The organism is Sphingomonas sp. SORGH_AS_0438, assembly GCF_031453475.1.
Lineage (GTDB): Bacteria > Pseudomonadota > Alphaproteobacteria > Sphingomonadales > Sphingomonadaceae > Sphingomonas.
Genome location: NZ_JAVIZS010000001.1, coordinates 2858738 through 2876081, shown reverse-complemented (window position 1 = coordinate 2876081; position 17344 = coordinate 2858738). Strand labels below are relative to the sequence as shown.

Here is a 17344-nt window from a genome sequence, read left to right as displayed (position 1 = left end):
GCGTGATCGGCGGTTTTACGGCCGGACCGGTCATTTGATGTAGATAAGGAATGGCGGGGGTGGTGCCCGGCTTTGGCGACGATCGCCCCATGGAGGCACCGCCCGGCCATTCCCCAAGTGAAAGGCTTTGTCATGAACAAGCACGAGGTTCGTGGTACGATCGGCTATTACAAGGGCAAGATCGAGAAGGCGGCCGGCGATGTGTTCGACCGGCGCGACTGGCAGCTGGGCGGCGTGGTCGATCAGGTCGCCGGCAGTGGTGAGCATCTTTACGGTCGTGCCGGTGCGCTGGCGCAGGAGGTGCGCAAGGCCGCCCCGCCCGCCATCGACACGGGGCGCGCCCGACTGATCGACGCGACCGGCCGCTTCGCGACATTGGCGCGGGAAAATGGCGAGCGGGTGCGGGCCGCAGTGGCGCGCCGACCTGATCTCCTATGGCCCGCGGTGGCGGCGGTCGCCGGCTATGCGCTGGCCTGGACGATCCATCGCCGCCACGCCTGATCCCGATGCGACATGGGGCGGCCCGCCGGGCTGCCCCGCCATCGGCATAGCCGAACAGGAAGCGCGGCCGGCGCGCCTGTGCTGCCCGGGGAAAACTCTGCGGTGGTGATCTTCCATCTCAAATATCAGAAGCGATTGTCGTAGAGCTGAGGCTCTGGCGAAAGCATCGGCGGAGAAAATGGAAGCGGTGATGGGCAGGAAGGGCGCAGACCGATCGAATGTCGCATCGGTGCTGCGCTTGGTGCTTAACTGCCAGGCCGACCCGCGCGACCAGACAATGCCGGGCACCGACGTCCGCCTGTCACGGGTTTTTCAATCCGGCGTGCGACTTCGCTGCCTTTACGCCGGGTTGCGTCCCCATCATGGATGTCGGGCGGATCATCGCAAGGAGGCCCAAGGATGAAACTGCTTCGCTATGGCGAACCCGGCCGTGAGCGCGCCGGCCTGGTGGATGCGGATGGCCGTATCCGGGCGTTGCCCGAGGCGCTGGGCGATCTGGCCGGTGAGCGGCTGACCCCGGCCGGGCTGGCGGAGATCGCCGCGCTCGATCCGGCGACGCTGCCGCTGGTCGAGGGGGCGCCGCGCCTGGGTGCGTGCGTCGCGCGGCCCGGCAAGTTCATGTGCATCGGCCTCAACTACCGCGCCCATGCGGCGGAGAGCAATCTGCCCGAACCGACCGAGCCGGTGATCTTCAGCAAATGGACCAGCGCGGTCGTCGGTCCGAATGACGATGTCGAAATCCCGCGTGGCTCGACCAAGACCGACTGGGAGGTCGAGCTGGGCGTGGTGATCGGCACGCGGGGCCGCTATCTGTCGCAGGACGCGGCACTGGCGCATGTCGCCGGCTATTGCGTCATCAACGACGTGTCGGAGCGTGAGTATCAGATCGAGCGCGGCGGCACCTGGGACAAGGGCAAGGGCTGCGACACCTTTGGGCCGACCGGCCCCTGGCTGGTCACCGCCGACGAGGTGGGCGATCCGCAGGCGCTGCGCGTGTGGCTGGAGGTCGACGGTCATCGCTATCAAGACAGCAGCACCGCCGACATGATCTTTCCGGTCGCCGAGCTGGTCGCCTATGTCAGCCAGTTCTGCACGCTGGAGCCGGGTGACATCATCTCGACCGGCACGCCGCAGGGCGTCGGCATGGGCCAGAAGCCGCCGGTTTATCTGCGCGCCGGACAGGTCGTGCGGCTGGGCATCGACGGGCTGGGCGAGCAGCGGCAGCGCATCGTCGACGCCGCCTGAGGGCGACCGGGGGCGGGAGGCCCGGCCGGTCTAGGACCGACCGGGCAAAAGCGCGGCCGGTTAACACCGATCATCCTCATCGCCGGGGCCTTTTTCGCGCCAGCCTCGTTGAGCGGTCCAGCCGACACTGGCTGGCAAGAGGATGAAGCGATGGCCGTGAAATTCGCCGGAACCATGAACGCGATCAACCGCGGGCTCGAAAGCACCAAGGCGGCCAAGGGCGCCGACATGGTGGAGGATTGGGAGGCCGCCCTCGCCGATCTCGATACGCCGGGCGCCAAGGGCATCCTTCGCGACCTCGCCTCGCTGCGCAAGCAGCTGGAGAAGGGGGAGCCGGACGCGGACCGGGTCCATGCCCTGCTCCACCGCCTGGGCGCGGCCACGACCAGGATCGCCGACAAGGCAGAGAAGTCGCAGGACAAGCTGAAGGCATTGGGCGAGGCGCTGACCGAAGCCGGCGAGGACCAGCCGGACGAGGAAGAGGATGCCGAGGCCGCCGCCGCGCCGAAGCGCGCGCGCAAGAAGGCCTGAACCGGCGGGGCGGGGGAGCGATCCTCCGCTCCGGCTGGATCGGCGGCTCGGTCCGCCGCATCCGCGCATCAAAAGACTTGAACCTGGATCGACGAGGCCGTCACAATGGACGTCGCCTGACGGAGCCTTCGACTCCGCCATCGGCACTGTCATGGATGCCCTGTTCGAGGAAGGTCGATGCGTCTCTCCCTGCTGCCCCGTCTGTTCCTGACGGGTATCGCGGCCAGTGTCTTGGTCCCGGCTCCGGTCGCCGCGAGCGTGTTCGAGCTGTCCGATCTCCAGCGCGAGATGCAGGCGGTGATGGCGCAACGCTCCGGCGAATATGGCATCGCCGCGATCGACCTGAGCGACGGCTCGACCGCCGTGGTCAACGGCCATATCGCCTTTCCGATGGCCAGCACGGTGAAGCTCGCCATCGCCGCCGCCTATCTGACCGATGTCGATCGCGGGCGACGCAGCCTGAACGACATGATCGCCGGCCGGCCCGCCGCCAAGGTGCTGGAGGCGATGATCGTCCATAGCGACAATGTGGCGGCCGATCAGCTTTTCGCCGCCCTGGGCGGCCCGGCGGCGGTGCAGCAATGGGTCTGGTCGCAGAAGATCATCGGCATGCGCGTCGACCGCACCATCGCCCAGTTGCTGCGCGAGCGGGGCCATCTGGCCGACAGCAAGGACGTGGCGACGCCGGTCGCCATGGTCCAGCTGTTGAAGGCGCTGGACAGCGATACGGTGCTGGCGCCGCAGAGCCGGTCCTTCCTGCTCGGCCTGATGGCCAAGTGCCGGACCGGCACCCGGCGCATCCGCGCGCTGCTGCCCGCGGGGACGATGGTGGAGGATAAGACGGGGACGCTGGACGGCATCACCAACGATGTCGGCTTCATCACCATGCCCGATGGCCGCCGCGTGGCGATCGCGGTGTTCGCCCGGGGCGGGAACGATCGCCAGCCGGTCATCGCCCAACTGTCGCGGATGATCTACGACCGCTTCACCGCCAGCGTCCGCAATGCGGTCGCGCTGTTCCTGCGGCTGCAATAGGGCCTCCCGCCGATCCGTCATGGCAAAAGGCCCGCCACCTCCCCTGCGAAGGGAGCTGGCGGGCCGTAGAGTTTGACGGAGAGTGTCGCTGGTAGCGAGGGTCGAATATCGCACCGACCGGTATCATCCCTCCCCGCGAAGGGGAGGGTTGGGGGCATCGGTCCGGCGTGAAACCGATGCCCGAGTTTAGAAGTCGAAGCGCACCGATGCGGCGATCGTCCGGCCGTTGATCGAGCGGGCGCGGACCAGCTGGTTGGACGGGATGGCGGCATCCTCCGCCTCGGTAATGCCCTTCACGTTGAAGATGTTGTTGGCATTCACGTTGAAGCTGACATTGTCCGCCGCGCGCACCAGCACGAAGCCGTTGACTTGCGTATAGGCGGGCATCTTCAGCTGGTTGACCGGCTGGGTATAGCTGGAGGTGGTGCCGATCACATTGGCGCCGAAGCTGATCGCGCCGAAGTCGAACTGCGGCGTCGCCTGGTAGACAAAGGCCGCCTGGCGCTGCGGACGGTTGCCGTTCAGCGTCGCATCGGTGGCGTCGCGCGTGATCTTGGCGTCGGTATAGGTGCCGGCGGCGGTCAGCGAGAAGGGACCGGCGCGGAACCGGCCTTCCAGCTCGACGCCGGTCGCCTCATAGTTGCGGCTGGTGAATTGCTGCTGCGACAGCAGATAGTTGGTCTCCTGCGTCCGCGCGTTGAACACGGTCGCATAGAGGCCGATCCGGCCGGCCGAATATTTCAGGCCGCCTTCGGCCTGCTTGACGAAGTCATAGGGCTTGGAGCCGTTGACCAGCCCGCCGGTCTGGAGGTTGATCGTCGGTCCGAACAACAGGCGGTCGGCATTGACGCGTCCGCCCCGGCTGTAGCGGGCGAAGGCGGCGAGCGTGCTGCTCAGCCGGTAGTTGGCGCCCGCCGAATAGGACAGGTAGCTATAGTTATAATCGATGCCCGTGCGGTTGTTGGGCAGGAAGGCGACCGTCCGCTCGGCCGGCGAGATCACGCCGTCGCCGTTCATGTCCTGCGCCCGGGTGGTCACCGCGCCGGGCAGGTCGCCGGCGATGTTGCCCTTGGCCGAGCCGAAATCGTAGCGCACGCTGCCGTCGACGTTCAGGCGGCCGATCTCGAAGCCGAGCTGCGCGAAGGGCGCGTTGGTCGTGTAGCGCATGTCGTAGCTGCGGCGGCAGCAATTGCCGAAGAAGGCCGCCGAATAGAGTGTGCCCCCCGCCGTCTGCGACACGCCCGCCGCGTTGCGGATGTCGACCAGCACCGATTGCCCGTTGCCCTGCACGCTCTGGAAGAAGGAGGTCCACAGCCAGTCGGTCTTCACGTCCTGGCGCGAATTGTAGATACCTGCCGCGATCGACAACGCGCCGCCGCCCAGATCCACCGTGCCGTTGACGCGCAGGTCGTTGGTGATGTTGTTCAGGCTCTTCAGGTCGACATCGAACAGCACGACGCTGGCGAGCAGGCCGTTGCCGCCCAGCGTGCCGGGATTGGCGATTCGCTGTCCGGTGAGCGGGCCGCTGGCATAATAGAGCTGCGAACCGGCGCCGGCGAAGCCGTTCGCCGTGGTCTGCGCATCGCCGACCGCGGCCGGGAAGGGCGAGACGAAGTCGCCGGAAATGTCGGAATAGCGGAACCGCTCGGTCACGGTCCAGCGATCGGCGATCTCATACTGCCCCTCGAAGCCGACCGACTTGACCACCGGGTGCATCCCGTCGCCGATGTTGCGGCGGACCGGGTTGTTGTCGCCGTCCAGCGTCAGGACCGAGCGGATATAGCGGCTGTGGAGCGTATCCTCGTTGATCGAGAAACCGGCGATGTTCTGATAGTCCGGGTTGCCGTTGCTGCCGGTCACGCGCACCGGGTTGGGCAGATAGGCGATGCTGCGGTCGTCGAGATACTTGCCATAGAGACGGACATAGCCGCCGTTGAACTCGCGCGTGATGTTGGCCTTGATCTGGCCGCCGCGCATCGCGTCATAGCCGACGTCGCGGGGACCGTCGCCCAGGCGGTAGAAGCCGCTGAGCTCATAGCGCGTCTGCGCGTCGATCTTGCCGCCATAGGCGAAGTCGGCGCGATATTCGCGATAGTCGAGGCCCGACGACAGCTGGAACGAGCCGCCTTCCTGTTCGCCGGTCTTGGAGATGAAGTTGATGATGCCGCCCGGCGAGTTGCTGGCGAAGGTCGAGGCCGAGCCGCCGCGCACCGATTCGATACGGGCGAGCGACAGGTCGTTGCGGATGAAGATGTCGGCATTGCCGAAGATGATGTCGCCGAATTCCAGCACCGGCAGGCCGTCTTCCTGCAATTGCAGGAACTTCGAGCCGCCCGAGGCGACCGGCAGGCCACGCACCGAGATATTGGCATTGCCTTCGCCGCCCGACGCCTCGACCCGGACGCCGGGGAGGTTGCGGAGGATTTCGGCGGTGTTGCGCGGCGGGATCTTGGTGGTGAGATCGGCGTCGAGCGAGCTGACCGACACGGACGTATCGAGCCGGTTGCGCCCCTGCGCGACGCCGGTGACGACAATATCCTGCGAATCGGCGGGATCGGCCGGCTGTGCCGTGGCGGTATCCGCTGCCTGCGCGTCGGCCTGCACGGTCGGTGCCTGTGCGTGGACGGCGCCCGCGATCAGAAACGCGGGGATCGAAGCGAGCAGTCGAAAGCGCAGCGACATGAAAATCTCTCCTGAACAGAGCCTCTGCGGGCCTGGGGTCAGGACTACCATCTCAACAAACGATTGCAACATGCATTCCGCAATCGTTTGCGGTTGCGACATAGCGTGACCTATTCGCCACACCAGAGCAGGTCGGCATCGGGTTGACCCAAGCCGTCATTGCGGGCGTAGCGAGGCGATCCAGGGCGTCACGCGCGTGGCTGTGGCTTGCTTGGCTACGCCCGCAATGACGTTTCCCGGTCAGGGTCATGTCATCAGGCTCTACACTGCGCCTGCGATTCGCGGGGCGCATTCGGATGCGGCGCTGAGAAATAATCTGCGGGCGGGGGCGGGCTGCACCCGGGCACGACCACATGGGGCGATGGTGGTTCGATCGCCGGCAATGACAGGTCGGGGCGCTCCCCTGCATCATCGTCTCAAGCCGAAGCGAGCGAGGTGCAAAGCTGAGCAATTGTGAAACTGCCGATCTCCGCCACTGGGCTGGGAGATGGTGACCCCTACGAGAATCGAACTCGTGTTTTCGCCGTGAGAGGGCGACGTCCTAACCGCTAGACGAAGGGGCCGTGTGCAGTGGAGGCGCGCAATTAGCTCTACGCCTCCACCACGTCAAGCCTCAGGCGGCCGCTTTTTTGCGTTCGGCCATTTCCTCGTTCAGCATCTCGGCAAGCAGGAAGGCCAGTTCCAGGCTCTGCCCGGCGTTGAGGCGCGGGTCGCAATGCGTGTGATAGCGATCGGCCAGCGACTGTTCGGTCACGTCGATCGCGCCGCCGGTGCATTCGGTGACGTTCTGCCCGGTCATCTCCGCATGGATGCCGCCGGCATGGGTGCCCTCCGCGCGGTGGACGGCGAAGAAGCCGCGCACCTCAGCCAGGATGCGCTCGAAGGGCCGGGTCTTGTAGCCGGTCGTGGCCTTCACCGTGTTGCCGTGCATCGGATCGCAGCTCCACACCACCGGATGGCCCTCGCGCGTCACGGCGCGGACCAGGCGGGGCAGGGCGCTCTCGATCTTGTCGTGGCCATAGCGGGTGATCAGCGTCATCCGCCCCGGCACCCGGCCCGGGTTGAGCGTGTCGAGCATCCGCAGCAGCGCGTCCGGCTCCAGGCTGGGGCCGCATTTCACCCCGATCGGGTTGCCGATGCCGCGCAGGAACTCGACATGCGCCGAGCCTTCGAAGCGGGTGCGGTCGCCGATCCACAGGAAATGCGCCGACGTGTCGTACCAGTCGCCGGTCAGCGAATCCTGCCGGGTCAGCGCCTGTTCGAACGGCAGCAGCAGCGCTTCATGGCTGGTGTAGAAGTCGGTCTGGGCGAGCTGCGGCACCGTTTCCGGATCGATGCCACAGGCGGCCATGAACTCCAGCGCCTCGCCGATGCGGTTCGCCGCCTCGGTATATTTCTGCGCCCAGGGGCTGCGGCCCATGAAGTCGTGCGTCCAACGATGCACCTGGTGGAGATTGGCATAGCCACCCTGCGCGAAGGCGCGCAGCAGGTTGAGCGTCGCCGCCGACTGGGCATAGGCGCGGATCAGCCGCTGCGGATCGGGCCGGCGCGATTCCGGCGTGAAGGCGATGTCGTTGATATTGTCGCCGCGATAGCTGGGCAGCTCGACCCCGTCGATCACCTCGGTCGGCGCGGAGCGCGGCTTGGCGAACTGGCCCGCCATGCGGCCGAGCTTGACGACCGGCAGCTTCGACGCCCAGGTCAGCACCACCGCCATCTGCAGGATCACGCGGAAGGTGTCGCGGATGTTGTTGGCGCTATGCTCGGCAAAGCTTTCGGCGCAGTCGCCGCCCTGAAGCAGGAAGCCGCGTCCCGCCGCCACCTCGCCCAGATGCTGGGTCAGCGCGCGCGCCTCGCCGGCAAAGACCAGAGGCGGATAGGTCGCGAGCGTGTCGGTCGCCGCGGTCAGCGCGGCGGGATCGGGATAGTCGGGCATCTGGCGCGCATCGGCGGCGGTCCAGCTGTCGGGGGCCCAATTGGCGGCCATGATCGTCCTCGGATACTGTAATCCGGCGAGCCATGCGCCAAGGGGACGGCCGGTGCAAATCATTTACGGCTGCACCGGCCGTCACAATGATGGTTTGTGAGTGTCACGGCAGGATGAACGTATCGATCGTTACGTTCTCATGTAATATTCGATCGTCAGCGGCCGATCGCGGTATAGGTGAAACCTGCGGCCTCCACATCGGCGCGGCGATAGATATTGCGCAGATCGACCATGACCGGGCGAACCAGCAACTGCTTCAACCGCGGCAGGTCGAGTGCGCGATAGGCATCCCATTCGGTCACGATCACCACCGCGTCGGCGCCGCGCGCGGCCGCATAGGGGTCGGCGACATAGTCGAGATCGGGCATGATCCGGCGCGCGGCGTCCATGCCTTCGGGATCGTGCGCGCGGACGGTGACGCCGGCATCGGCCAGCGCCTGGGCGATGGCGATGGCGGGGGCGTCGCGCATGTCGTCGGTATTGGGCTTGAAGGTCAGGCCGAGCAGCGCGACTGTCTTGCCGCGCACATCACCCGCGCCGTCCTGCTCCAGGGCGTGCAGCACCTTGCGGCCCATCTTGCGCTTGCGGGCGTCGTTGACCTTCACCACCGCGTCGACGATCTGGATCGGGCTGTCGAAATCCTCGGCGGTCTTGAGCAGCGCCAGCGTATCCTTGGGGAAGCAGGAGCCGCCATAGCCGGGACCTGCATGGAGGAACTTGCGCCCGATGCGATTGTCCAGGCCGATGCCGCGCGACACGTCCTGCACGTCCGCGCCCACCGCCTCGCACAGGTCGGCGATCTCGTTGATGAAGGTGATCTTGGTCGCCAGAAAGGCGTTGGCGGCATATTTGATCAGCTCGGACGTGCGCCGGCCGGTGAACAGGATCGGCGATTCGTTGAGGTAGAGAGGGCGATAGATCGCCTGCATCACCGCGCGGGCGCGCGCGTCGTCGGTGCCGATGACGATGCGGTCGGGTCGCTTGAAGTCGCCGATCGCCGCGCCCTCGCGCAGGAATTCGGGATTGGAGACGACCGCCACGTCGATCTCCGCCCGTTCCTCGCGCAGGATGCGCTCGACCTCGTCGCCGGTGCCGACGGGCACGGTCGACTTGGTGACGACGACGGTCGGGCCGGTCACGGCGGCGGCGATCTCGCGCGTCGCGCCATAGACATAGGACAGGTCGGCATGGCCGTCGCCGCGCCGCGACGGAGTGCCGACCGCGATGAACACCGCGTCCGCCCCGGCGACGGCGGCGGCGAGATCGGTGGTGAAGGTCAGCCGCCCGGCCTGGACATTGGCGGCGACGAGCTGGTCGAGGCCGGGTTCGTAGATCGGCATCCGTCCGGCGTTCAGCGCGTCGATCTTCGACTGGTCCTTGTCGACGCAGATCACGTCATGGCCGAAATCGGACAGGCAGGCACCAGACACCAGGCCGACATAGCCGGAGCCGATCATCGTGATACGCATCGTCGCTCAAATTCCTTCTGGGGCCGACAGGCGGGACGGCGGCATCCCTAGGCGCATCGGCCACGACGCGCCACCGTCGCAATCGGTTTCAGGCCAGCGGATCGTGGCCCAGCCGGTCGAGCAGCATGGCATAGTGGTGCTGGTCGAACGTGTCGGCGAACTTGGTGAAGATGCTCTTCTTCAGGAAGGGATAACCGATTTCCACCAGCCCTTCCGGATTTTCGAGATAGTGGAAGGTCATGTCCTGGCGCGACACCGGGCCGAACAGGCTGCCGGCGGAATAATGGCGCGCCGCGACCCGCGCCATCCGCGTTTCCTGCAGATAGGCGACCGGGCTCTGCCCGTCGAAGGCGACGCGGTCCAGGAAGACGCTGCGCATCCGCCGCAGGAAGCGCCGGTCGGCCCCCCGGATGAAGAAGGCGAAGCTGTTGAAATGCGGCTCGACGCCATTATTCGACAGGAAGCCGGTAAATGCCCAGGGCGCGGAGTCGATCAGCGGCACCAGCGGGTGGAAGGGGCCGAGCACGCTGTCGTTCATCACCAGCACGTCGACGGTGCCGAATGCCGCCACCAGCGCCTGCAACCCCAGCGTGTAGCCGGAAAAGTCGTAGCCGCTCAGCCCCTTGACGATCAGGCCGTCGAGACCGAGCGCGGCATAGGCATCGCCCTGCGCGGCATCGCGGGCGGCCAGGACGACCAGCACCGCGAAGCCCTCCGCCTGCAACCGGGCGATGGTGAAGCGGTGGCCGGGATCGATCGGGCCGGGTTCGGGCTGGTAGCAGAACAGCACGGCCCAGCGCCGGCCGGGGCGCGAGTGGAGGAAGATCTGGCGATGATCGGGAAAACGCCGCGCCCGGCGGACGAACGCGACGAGTCGCTTGGCGCGCAAGGCCGGCGCGATCCGATCGGGCGCGAAGGGGATCAGGCGCGCGATCGGTCGGCTGGGCTCGGTCGGCGTGGCGGGCAGGGTGACGATCGTCGTCAAGCCGCCCGCCCGCCCGCCGGCCGAGTCCCGCATCATCCGTTGACGGCGGTCAGGATCGCGCGGCCATAGGCGGTCTTCTTCAACCGCTCGCCGGCCTCGCGCGCCTGGTCGGCGGTGATGAAGCCCTGTTCATAGGCGATTTCCTCCAGGCACGCGACCTGGATGCCCTGGCGATGCTGGATGGTGCGGACGAATTCCGACGCTTCCAGCAGCGAATCGTGGGTGCCGGTGTCGAGCCAGGCATAGCCGCGGCCCATCTGCTCCACATACAGGTCGCCGGCCTCCATGTAGAGGCGGTTGAGATCGGTGATCTCCAGCTCGCCACGCGGGCTGGGCTTCAGGTCGCGGGCCATCTGCACGACGCGATTGTCGTAGAAATACAGGCCGGTGACCGCGTGGTTCGACTTGGGCGCGGTGGGCTTTTCTTCCAGGCTGATCGCCTTTCCGTCCGCCGCCAGCTCGACCACGCCGTAGCGCTCGGGGTCCTCGACGCGGTAGCTGAACACCGTCGCACCCTCGGTCCGCGCCACCGCGCTCGCCAGCAGGGTGGTGAGGTGCGCGCCGAAGAAGATATTGTCGCCCAGCACCAGCGCGACATTGTCGTCGCCGATGAAGTCCGCGCCGATGGTGAAGGCCTGCGCCAGACCCTCGGGCCGGGGCTGCTCGGCATATTGGATCGTCAGCCCCCAATTGCCGCCGTCGCCGAACATCCGCTTGTAATTGTCCAGATATTCGGGGCTGGAGATGATCAATATGTCGCGGATGCCGGCCAGCATCAGCACCGACAGCGGATAATAGATCATCGGCTTGTCATAGACCGGCAGCAGCTGCTTGTTGATCGCCAGCGTCGCCGGATGGAGACGGGTGCCGGAGCCGCCCGCCAGAATGATGCCCTTCACGCCTTCGTCTCCACCTTGGGGGAACCCAGGAGCTGGTCGAGAATGTCGCCCAGCGCCGATTGCCACCCCTGGGGGTGGATGCCGTAATCCTGCTCGATCGCGCGGTGACTGAGCACCGAATTGGCCGGCCGCGCGGCAGGCGTCGGGAAGTCGGCGGTGGTGATCGCCTCCACCTGCGGCGACGGTCCGCCGCGCGTCGCCGCCTGACGGAAGATCTCCTCGGCAAAGCCGTGCCAGCTCGTCGGGCCGGCATTGGAGAAGTGATAGGTGCCGGTGGGGGCGGCCGGATCGTCGACCAGCCGCATCGTCATCGCGGCGAGCGCGGCGGCGAGGTCGGCGGCGGAGGTCGGACTGCCCTGCTGGTCGGCGACGACGCGCAGCACCGGCCGCTCCGCGCCGACGCGCAGCATAGTCTTGACGAAGTTGTTGCCGTGCGCGCTCACCACCCAGGCGGTGCGGACGATCGCATGGCGCCGGCAGCCGGTGCGGACCGCGAGTTCGCCGCCCAGCTTCGACGCGCCATAGACGCCGAGCGGGGCGACCGGATCATCGACCTCCCACGCGCCCTGCTTGTCGCCGGCGAAGACGTAATCGGTCGAGACATGGACGATCGGGATGCCCGCCGCCGTGCAGGCCGCCGCCAGCGCCGCCGGTGCCAGCGCATTGACCTGCCAGGCGGTGACGCTGTCGCTCTCCGCCTTGTCGACCGCCGTATAGGCACCGGCGCTGATCACCGCCGACCAGGGACGCTCCGCCACCTTGGCGGCGATCGCCGCCGTGTCGGTCAGGTCAAGATCGGCGCGGGTCAGCGCCACCGCCTCCCAGCCCTCGGGCCAGGCGAAGCGCGCCAGTTCGGTGCCGAGCTGGCCCGACCCGCCGGTGATCAGGACCGAATGGGCGACCGACGTCACGCCGCCAGGCCGCGACGCTGATCGGCCTGACGCTCGGCGACGATGCCGCGCCACCAGGACTCATTGTCCAGATACCAGCGCACCGTCTTCTCGATGCCGGTCTCGAACGTCTCCTGCGGCTCCCAGCCCAGCTCGTCCTTGATGCGCGTCGCGTCGATCGCATAGCGCGCATCATGGCCCGGCCGGTCGGCGACGAAGCCGATCTGGCTGGTATAGGACTGGCCATCGGCGCGGGGGCGCAGCCGGTCGAGGATCGTGCAGACCGTCTCGACGACCTCCAGGTTCTTCTTCTCGTTATTGCCGCCGACATTATAGGTGCGGCCGACCGCGCCCCGCTCGAACACCGCCTGGAGCGCGCGGACGTGATCCTCGACATACAGCCAGTCGCGGACGTTCGCACCCTTGCCGTAGACGGGCAGGGTCTCGCCCGCGAGCGCCTTCACGATCATCAGCGGAATCAGCTTCTCGGGGAAGTGATAGGGGCCGTAATTGTTCGAGCAGTTGGTGATCAGGACGGGCAGGCCATAGGTATGGCCCCAGGCGCTGACCAGATGGTCCGACCCCGCCTTCGACGCCGAATAGGGCGAGCGCGGGTCATAGGGCGTCTCTTCGGTGAACAGCCCTTCGTCGCCCAGCGAGCCATAGACCTCGTCGGTCGAGATATGATGGAAGCGGAAGGCGGCCTTGGCCTGCTCGTCCAGCCCCAGCCAATAGGCGCGCGCCTCGGACAGCATCACGAAGGTGCCGACCATGTTGGTCTGGATGAAGGCGCCCGGACCGTCGATCGAGCGGTCGACATGGCTTTCGGCGGCCAGGTGCGTGATCACGTCGGGCTGGAATCCGGCGATCGCGGCGCGGACGGCGGCGGCGTCGCAGATGTCGCCCTGCACGAAGCGATAGCGCGGCGAATCGGATACCGAATCGACCGTAGTCAGCGTGCCGGCATAGGTCAGCTTGTCGAAGTTCAGCACCTCATGCTCGCTATTGGCGATGAGGTTTCGGACCAGGGCCGAGCCGATGAAGCCGGCCCCGCCGGTGACGAAGATGCGCATGGGTGGTTGATCCTCAGGCGAGCGGCAGCAGGGGGCGGCCGTCATAGGCGAAGGGACTGTCGAATTCGGCGAGCGAGGGCAGCTTCACGTCCTTGGGCGACAGTTCGGGCTGGGTGCCGGCGGGCATCGGCCAGTCGATGCCGACGCTGTCCCAGCGCACGCCGCCGTCGCATTCGGGCGCGTAGAGGTCGGACACCTTGTAGCTGACCTCGCAATCGGCCTCCAGAGTCAGGAAGCCGTGGGCGAAGCCGATCGGCACGAACAGCTGATGGCCGTTCTCCGCCGACAGCGTCGCGCCGACCCATTGGCCATAGGTGGGCGAGTTGCGCCGCACGTCGACCGCCACGTCGAAGATGCTGCCGCGGATGCAGCGGACCAGCTTGTCCTGGCCGTGCGGCGGCGTCTGGAAATGCAGGCCGCGCAACGTGAAGGCGGGGGCTGACAGCGAATGATTGTCCTGGACGAACCGACAGGTGATGCCGCGCGCGTCGAACGCCTTTTCGCTATAGACTTCGGTGAACCATCCACGGGCGTCACCGTGACGACGGGGTTCGATCAGTTGCACGGGATTTTCGCTCATGCTCCGCTGGATAGAGGCTTGCTGTCGTTACGGCAACGTATTGCGGCATCGCGGCAATGGATTGCCCCGGTTCGGCACGATAGAGGCTTGATCATGGAAAGATCGTCTGTCGCCTTCTCGCTCCTGATCGCTGCCGGTCTGCTGCTGTCACCGGTCCCCGCCGCCGCGCAGATGTCGGAGGGAAGTCTGGAGGCGTTGCGGAGCGTCGACCTGCGATTGGCGACGATCGCCTATCGTTTGACCACCGCCAATGCACCGCTCTGCCGGGACCTCCAGCCGACACCGGGCTGGGCGCTGCACGCCGTGGATCAATATGACGACGCGACCCGCCCGGCGGCGCGCAAGGTGTTCGGTTTCGCCGCGCCGGTCGCGGTCGAGGCGGTGGTCGCGCAGGGGCCGGCGGCGCGTATCGGCATCGCGCCGGACGATGCGCTGGTCGCGATCGCCGGTGCGCCGCTATCCGGGCCGGGCAAGGGCCAGGGCAGCGCGACCCGCGATGCGGCGCTCGCCCGGATCGTGGCGCAGCCTGCGGACCAGGCCCTGTCCGTCACCATCCGCCACCAGGGCGCGGACCGGACGGTGACCATCCCGGCCAGCCCCGGCTGCCGCTCGGCATTCGAGGTCCTGCTCGGCCCGGGCATGGCCGCCACCTCGGACGGGCGGACGGTGCAGGTCGCCGTGCGCTTCTTCGAACGCTATGACGACGAGCAGGTGGCGGTGATCGTCGCGCACGAACTGGCCCATAGCATCCTGCGCCATCGCGTCCGGCTGGAGGCGGCGGGCGTCAAATGGGGCCTGTTCTCGGAGCTGGGACGCAATGGCCGGCTGTTCCGGCAGACCGAGGAGGAGGCCGACCGGCTGGGCGCGGTGCTGATGCGCAATGCCGGCTATGATCCCGAGGCGGCGCCGCGCTTCTGGCGCGAGCATGGCGGCGACGTGGACGGTGGCCTGTTCCGCAGCCGGACGCACCCGTCGTCCAGCGCGCGCGCCACGCTGATCCAGGCCGAGCTGGATGCCATCCCCAAGGATGCGGGCCCGATCTATCGGCCGCCCCTGCTCGACAGTCGCGACACGCCGCTGAACTGATGCGGGATCAGTGGCGGCCGCTATTGTAATCCTTGATCCCGCGCAGCCGCCGCTTGCGCGCGGCACGCTTGCGCGCGGTAATGATCCAGGTTACGCCGCCGATCAGGACAATCGTCGCGAGCAGGGCATAAGCAATGAGTTCGCGAGATTCCAACGGTCCGTCCACCATATTTTGATCCCGCGCCAATTACAGGCGCGCGCCGCGACATTCAATGAACGCGGGTTAGTTCTAAGGCCTGGTTTTCAGATCGAGCGCCAGTCCCAACCCATCGGATCGCCGTCCATCACCTCGACCCCGGCCGCGACCAGCGCGTCGCGGATCGCGTCCGACCGCTCGAAGTCCTTGGCCGCCCGTGCCTCTTTCCGATCGGCGAGCTGTGCGGCGATGGCGTCCGCCTCGATCGTCGCGGTCGCCGGGCGCACGCGCAGGTCGGCGCGGGTGAGGTGCGCCAGGTCCAGCCCCAGCACCGCATCGAACGCCGTCAGCGCCGCGATCCGGTCCTGCGGGGCGAGCCGCTTGTCGCCGAGCATCGCGTCGAGCACCGGCAGGGCCCGCGCGGTGTTGAGGTCGTCGGACACCGCCGCGTCGAGCTGTGCGACATAGCTGTCGGCATCGCCCTTGGACGGCGTGGCGGGGCGGGGCGCGCAGCCCCTCGACCGCCTGGACCCAGCGTTTCAGCCGCGTCTGCGCCGCCGCCAGCCCGTCCCAGGAAAACTCCATCTCCGACCGGTAATGCGCCTGCAGGCACATCAGGCGATAGGAAAGCGGGTGATAGCCGCGATCGACCAGCGTCTGGAGCCGGGTGAAGTCGCCCGACGACTTGGACATCTTGGCGTCCCGCTCGACCAGCCAGTTATTGTGCAGCCAATAGGCCGCGCCGGGATCGGCGGTGCAGCCATGCGCCTGGTTCTGCGCGATCTCGTTGGGATGGTGGATCTCGCGATGGTCGATGCCGCCGGTATGGATGTCGAAGCGCGCGCCCAGATAGCGCTTGCTCATCACCGAACATTCCAGGTGCCAGCCCGGTGCGCCGCGTCCCCAGGGCGAGTCCCATTCCATCTGCCGGTTCTCGCCCGGCGCCGAGGTGCGCCAGATCGCGAAGTCGGCGGCGTTGCGCTTGCCCGCCACCTCGCCGATCCGGCTCTCGCCCGGCTGCTGCTCGACCGCATGGCCGGCGATGCGGCCGTAATCCGGCACGGTCGTCACGTCGAAATACAGGCCGTCGGGCAGGCGGTAGCAATGCTTGGCCTCAATCGCCCGGCCCCATTCGATCATCTCCGCGACATGATCGGTGGCGAGCGGGAAATGCGTCGGCGGCCGGATATGAAGGGCGTCGAGATTCTGCTTGAAGACGTCCGTATAATAGGCCGCGATCGCCCAGATATCGCGCCCGGCGCGCTTCGCCGCCGCTTCCATCTTGTCGTCGCCGGCATCGGCGTCGGAGGTCAGGTGGCCGACATCGGTGATGTTGATGACATGGGTCAGCGGCCAGCCCTTCCATGTCAGCACCCGCGACAGCGTGTCGGTGAAGACATAGGCGCGCAGGTTTCCGATATGGGCGTAATTGTAGACGGTCGGCCCGCAGGAATAGACGCGCACGTTCGAGGGATCGATCGGCACGAAGGTCTCGGCCGAGCGCGAAAGGCTGTTGAAGAGCGTGAGCGGCGTCATAGGCCGTGCGCCTTAGCGTCGCCGGCCGCGAATCGCCAAGGGGGCGTTCGGCATCCGCCGGCGGCTTGACCTCGATCGCGTAGAAAAAGCGTTGCTAAGCAATACCTTGAGTGGGTGGCCATGTGTTCGCGGACCGAAGATTGATTCGCCAGCCACCGGGATATCGTCGCCATGACCACGCATCAGGATAGGTTTCGGCATCTGTTCGTCACCGGGCTGATGAACCTCCACGCCGTGGAGAAGCAGGCGCTGTCGATCATCACGCCGCAGGCTGCGCGGCTGGAACATTATCCCGAGGTCGCCGACCGGCTGCGCCTCCATATCGACGAGACCCATGCGCAGATCGCGCGACTCGACGAACTGCTCGCCGGCTTCGATACCAGCGGCTCGTTCCTGAAGGATGCGGCGCTCAGCCTGTCGGGCGGCATGGCGGCGGCGATGCACAGCGTCGCGGACGACGAGATCCTCAAGAACAGCTTCGCCAATTACGCCTTCGAGCATTTCGAGATCGCGGCCTATCGCGCGTCGCTGGTGCTGGCGGCGGATGGCGGCTTCACCCAGGCGACCGGGCTGCTCCGGCAGTCGCTGCGCGAAGAGGAGAGCATGGCGCAGTGGATCGGCGAATCGCTGCCGATGGTGACGCGCCGCTATGCTTCGCTCTATGCGGAACAGGGTGCGGACCATGCGAAGGTGTGATATCGGAGGGTAT

The 17344-nt window shown here is 67.0% G+C and carries 15 protein-coding genes, 1 tRNA gene and 1 pseudogene; 6 read left to right on the top strand and 11 right to left on the bottom strand.

The window, feature by feature from the left end:
* The first annotated feature begins 132 nt into the window (after positions 1-132).
* From QE452_RS13410 to QE452_RS13395, 4 genes are all read left to right on the top strand, one after another.
* On the top strand, positions 133-501 hold the full coding sequence (locus QE452_RS13410) for a CsbD family protein (protein ID WP_309657405.1): 369 nt from the start codon (positions 133-135) through the stop codon (positions 499-501).
* 399 nt (positions 502-900) lie between these two features.
* Positions 901-1746, top strand: a complete 846-nt coding sequence (locus tag QE452_RS13405) for a fumarylacetoacetate hydrolase family protein (RefSeq protein WP_309657406.1) — start codon at positions 901-903, stop codon at positions 1744-1746.
* A gap of 150 nt (positions 1747-1896) precedes the next feature.
* Entirely contained in the window at positions 1897-2277 is a 381-nt protein-coding gene (locus tag QE452_RS13400; RefSeq protein WP_309657407.1) for a hypothetical protein, read from the top strand.
* Positions 2278-2454: 177 nt separating this feature from the next.
* A complete protein-coding gene (locus QE452_RS13395) occupies positions 2455-3312 on the top strand; it encodes a serine hydrolase (RefSeq protein WP_309657408.1) in 858 nt (285 codons plus the stop codon).
* A 186-nt stretch (positions 3313-3498) separates the two neighbouring features.
* Here QE452_RS13395 and QE452_RS13390 read toward each other — a convergent pair whose 3' ends face one another.
* The 9 genes from QE452_RS13390 to rfbC all read right to left on the bottom strand — a co-directional run bounded on the left by QE452_RS13390 (position 3499) and on the right by rfbC (position 13877).
* Positions 3499-5994: a TonB-dependent receptor domain-containing protein gene (locus QE452_RS13390; RefSeq protein ID WP_309657409.1), complete on the bottom strand. Its 2496-nt coding sequence runs from the start codon at positions 5992-5994 to the stop codon at positions 3499-3501.
* A gap of 488 nt (positions 5995-6482) precedes the next feature.
* Positions 6483-6557, bottom strand: a tRNA-Glu gene (locus QE452_RS13385).
* Positions 6558-6607: 50 nt separating this feature from the next.
* Positions 6608-7981 (bottom strand): class II 3-deoxy-7-phosphoheptulonate synthase, encoded by a 1374-nt coding sequence (locus tag QE452_RS13380; protein WP_125993358.1) that lies wholly within the window; start codon positions 7979-7981, stop codon positions 6608-6610.
* Positions 7982-8136: 155 nt separating this feature from the next.
* Complete coding sequence (locus QE452_RS13375; RefSeq protein WP_309657410.1) at positions 8137-9450, bottom strand: UDP-glucose/GDP-mannose dehydrogenase family protein; 1314 nt, start codon at positions 9448-9450, stop codon at positions 8137-8139.
* Positions 9451-9538: 88 nt separating this feature from the next.
* Positions 9539-10468, bottom strand: a complete 930-nt coding sequence (locus tag QE452_RS13370; protein WP_309657411.1) for a hypothetical protein — start codon at positions 10466-10468, stop codon at positions 9539-9541.
* Positions 10468-11334: a glucose-1-phosphate thymidylyltransferase RfbA gene (gene rfbA, locus QE452_RS13365; RefSeq protein ID WP_309657412.1), complete on the bottom strand. Its 867-nt coding sequence runs from the start codon at positions 11332-11334 to the stop codon at positions 10468-10470. The genes QE452_RS13370 and rfbA overlap by 1 nt, the downstream gene beginning before the upstream one ends.
* Positions 11331-12245, bottom strand: a complete 915-nt coding sequence (gene rfbD / locus QE452_RS13360; protein WP_309657413.1) for a dTDP-4-dehydrorhamnose reductase — start codon at positions 12243-12245, stop codon at positions 11331-11333. Before rfbD ends, rfbA begins: the two co-directional genes overlap by 4 nt.
* Positions 12242-13297, bottom strand: a complete 1056-nt coding sequence (gene rfbB / locus QE452_RS13355) for a dTDP-glucose 4,6-dehydratase (RefSeq protein ID WP_309657414.1) — start codon at positions 13295-13297, stop codon at positions 12242-12244. Before rfbB ends, rfbD begins: the two co-directional genes overlap by 4 nt.
* Positions 13298-13310: 13 nt before the next feature.
* On the bottom strand, positions 13311-13877 hold the full coding sequence (gene rfbC / locus QE452_RS13350; protein WP_309657415.1) for a dTDP-4-dehydrorhamnose 3,5-epimerase: 567 nt from the start codon (positions 13875-13877) through the stop codon (positions 13311-13313).
* A gap of 93 nt (positions 13878-13970) precedes the next feature.
* On the opposite strand from rfbC, the gene QE452_RS13345 reads away from it, so the two are divergent.
* Positions 13971-14963: a M48 family metallopeptidase gene (locus QE452_RS13345; protein WP_309657416.1), complete on the top strand. Its 993-nt coding sequence runs from the start codon at positions 13971-13973 to the stop codon at positions 14961-14963.
* A 7-nt stretch (positions 14964-14970) separates the two neighbouring features.
* Here the strand turns inward: QE452_RS13345 and QE452_RS13340 are convergent, their stop codons facing one another.
* On the bottom strand, positions 14971-15132 hold the full coding sequence (locus QE452_RS13340; RefSeq protein ID WP_309657417.1) for a hypothetical protein: 162 nt from the start codon (positions 15130-15132) through the stop codon (positions 14971-14973).
* A 74-nt stretch (positions 15133-15206) separates the two neighbouring features.
* Positions 15207-16635: pseudogene (gene cysS / locus QE452_RS13335) on the bottom strand (cysteine--tRNA ligase).
* 171 nt (positions 16636-16806) lie between these two features.
* Here cysS and QE452_RS13330 point away from each other — a divergent pair.
* The gene (locus QE452_RS13330) at positions 16807-17331 is read left to right on the top strand and encodes a ferritin-like domain-containing protein (protein ID WP_309657419.1); all 525 of its coding nucleotides are present in this window, start codon (positions 16807-16809) and stop codon (positions 17329-17331) included.
* Positions 17332-17344 lie beyond the last annotated feature (13 nt).

Excerpts from the sequence above, each read along its gene's own strand:
- QE452_RS13410 (WP_309657405.1), top strand. The coding sequence starts at position 133 with ATGAACAAGCACGAGGTTCGTGGTACGATCGGCTATTACAAGGGCAAG.
- QE452_RS13380 (WP_125993358.1), bottom strand. The coding sequence starts at position 7,981 with ATGGCCGCCAATTGGGCCCCCGACAGCTGGACCGCCGCCGATGCGCGC.
- QE452_RS13345 (WP_309657416.1), top strand. The coding sequence starts at position 13,971 with ATGGAAAGATCGTCTGTCGCCTTCTCGCTCCTGATCGCTGCCGGTCTG.
- QE452_RS13330 (WP_309657419.1), top strand. The coding sequence starts at position 16,807 with ATGACCACGCATCAGGATAGGTTTCGGCATCTGTTCGTCACCGGGCTG.
- QE452_RS13400 (WP_309657407.1), top strand. The coding sequence starts at position 1,897 with ATGGCCGTGAAATTCGCCGGAACCATGAACGCGATCAACCGCGGGCTC.
- QE452_RS13340 (WP_309657417.1), bottom strand. The coding sequence starts at position 15,132 with ATGGTGGACGGACCGTTGGAATCTCGCGAACTCATTGCTTATGCCCTG.
- QE452_RS13395 (WP_309657408.1), top strand. The coding sequence starts at position 2,455 with ATGCGTCTCTCCCTGCTGCCCCGTCTGTTCCTGACGGGTATCGCGGCC.
- rfbC (WP_309657415.1), bottom strand. The coding sequence starts at position 13,877 with ATGAGCGAAAATCCCGTGCAACTGATCGAACCCCGTCGTCACGGTGAC.
- QE452_RS13405 (WP_309657406.1), top strand. The coding sequence starts at position 901 with ATGAAACTGCTTCGCTATGGCGAACCCGGCCGTGAGCGCGCCGGCCTG.
- rfbB (WP_309657414.1), bottom strand. The coding sequence starts at position 13,297 with ATGCGCATCTTCGTCACCGGCGGGGCCGGCTTCATCGGCTCGGCCCTG.
- QE452_RS13390 (WP_309657409.1), bottom strand. The coding sequence starts at position 5,994 with ATGTCGCTGCGCTTTCGACTGCTCGCTTCGATCCCCGCGTTTCTGATC.
- QE452_RS13375 (WP_309657410.1), bottom strand. The coding sequence starts at position 9,450 with ATGCGTATCACGATGATCGGCTCCGGCTATGTCGGCCTGGTGTCTGGT.
- QE452_RS13370 (WP_309657411.1), bottom strand. The coding sequence starts at position 10,468 with ATGCGGGACTCGGCCGGCGGGCGGGCGGGCGGCTTGACGACGATCGTC.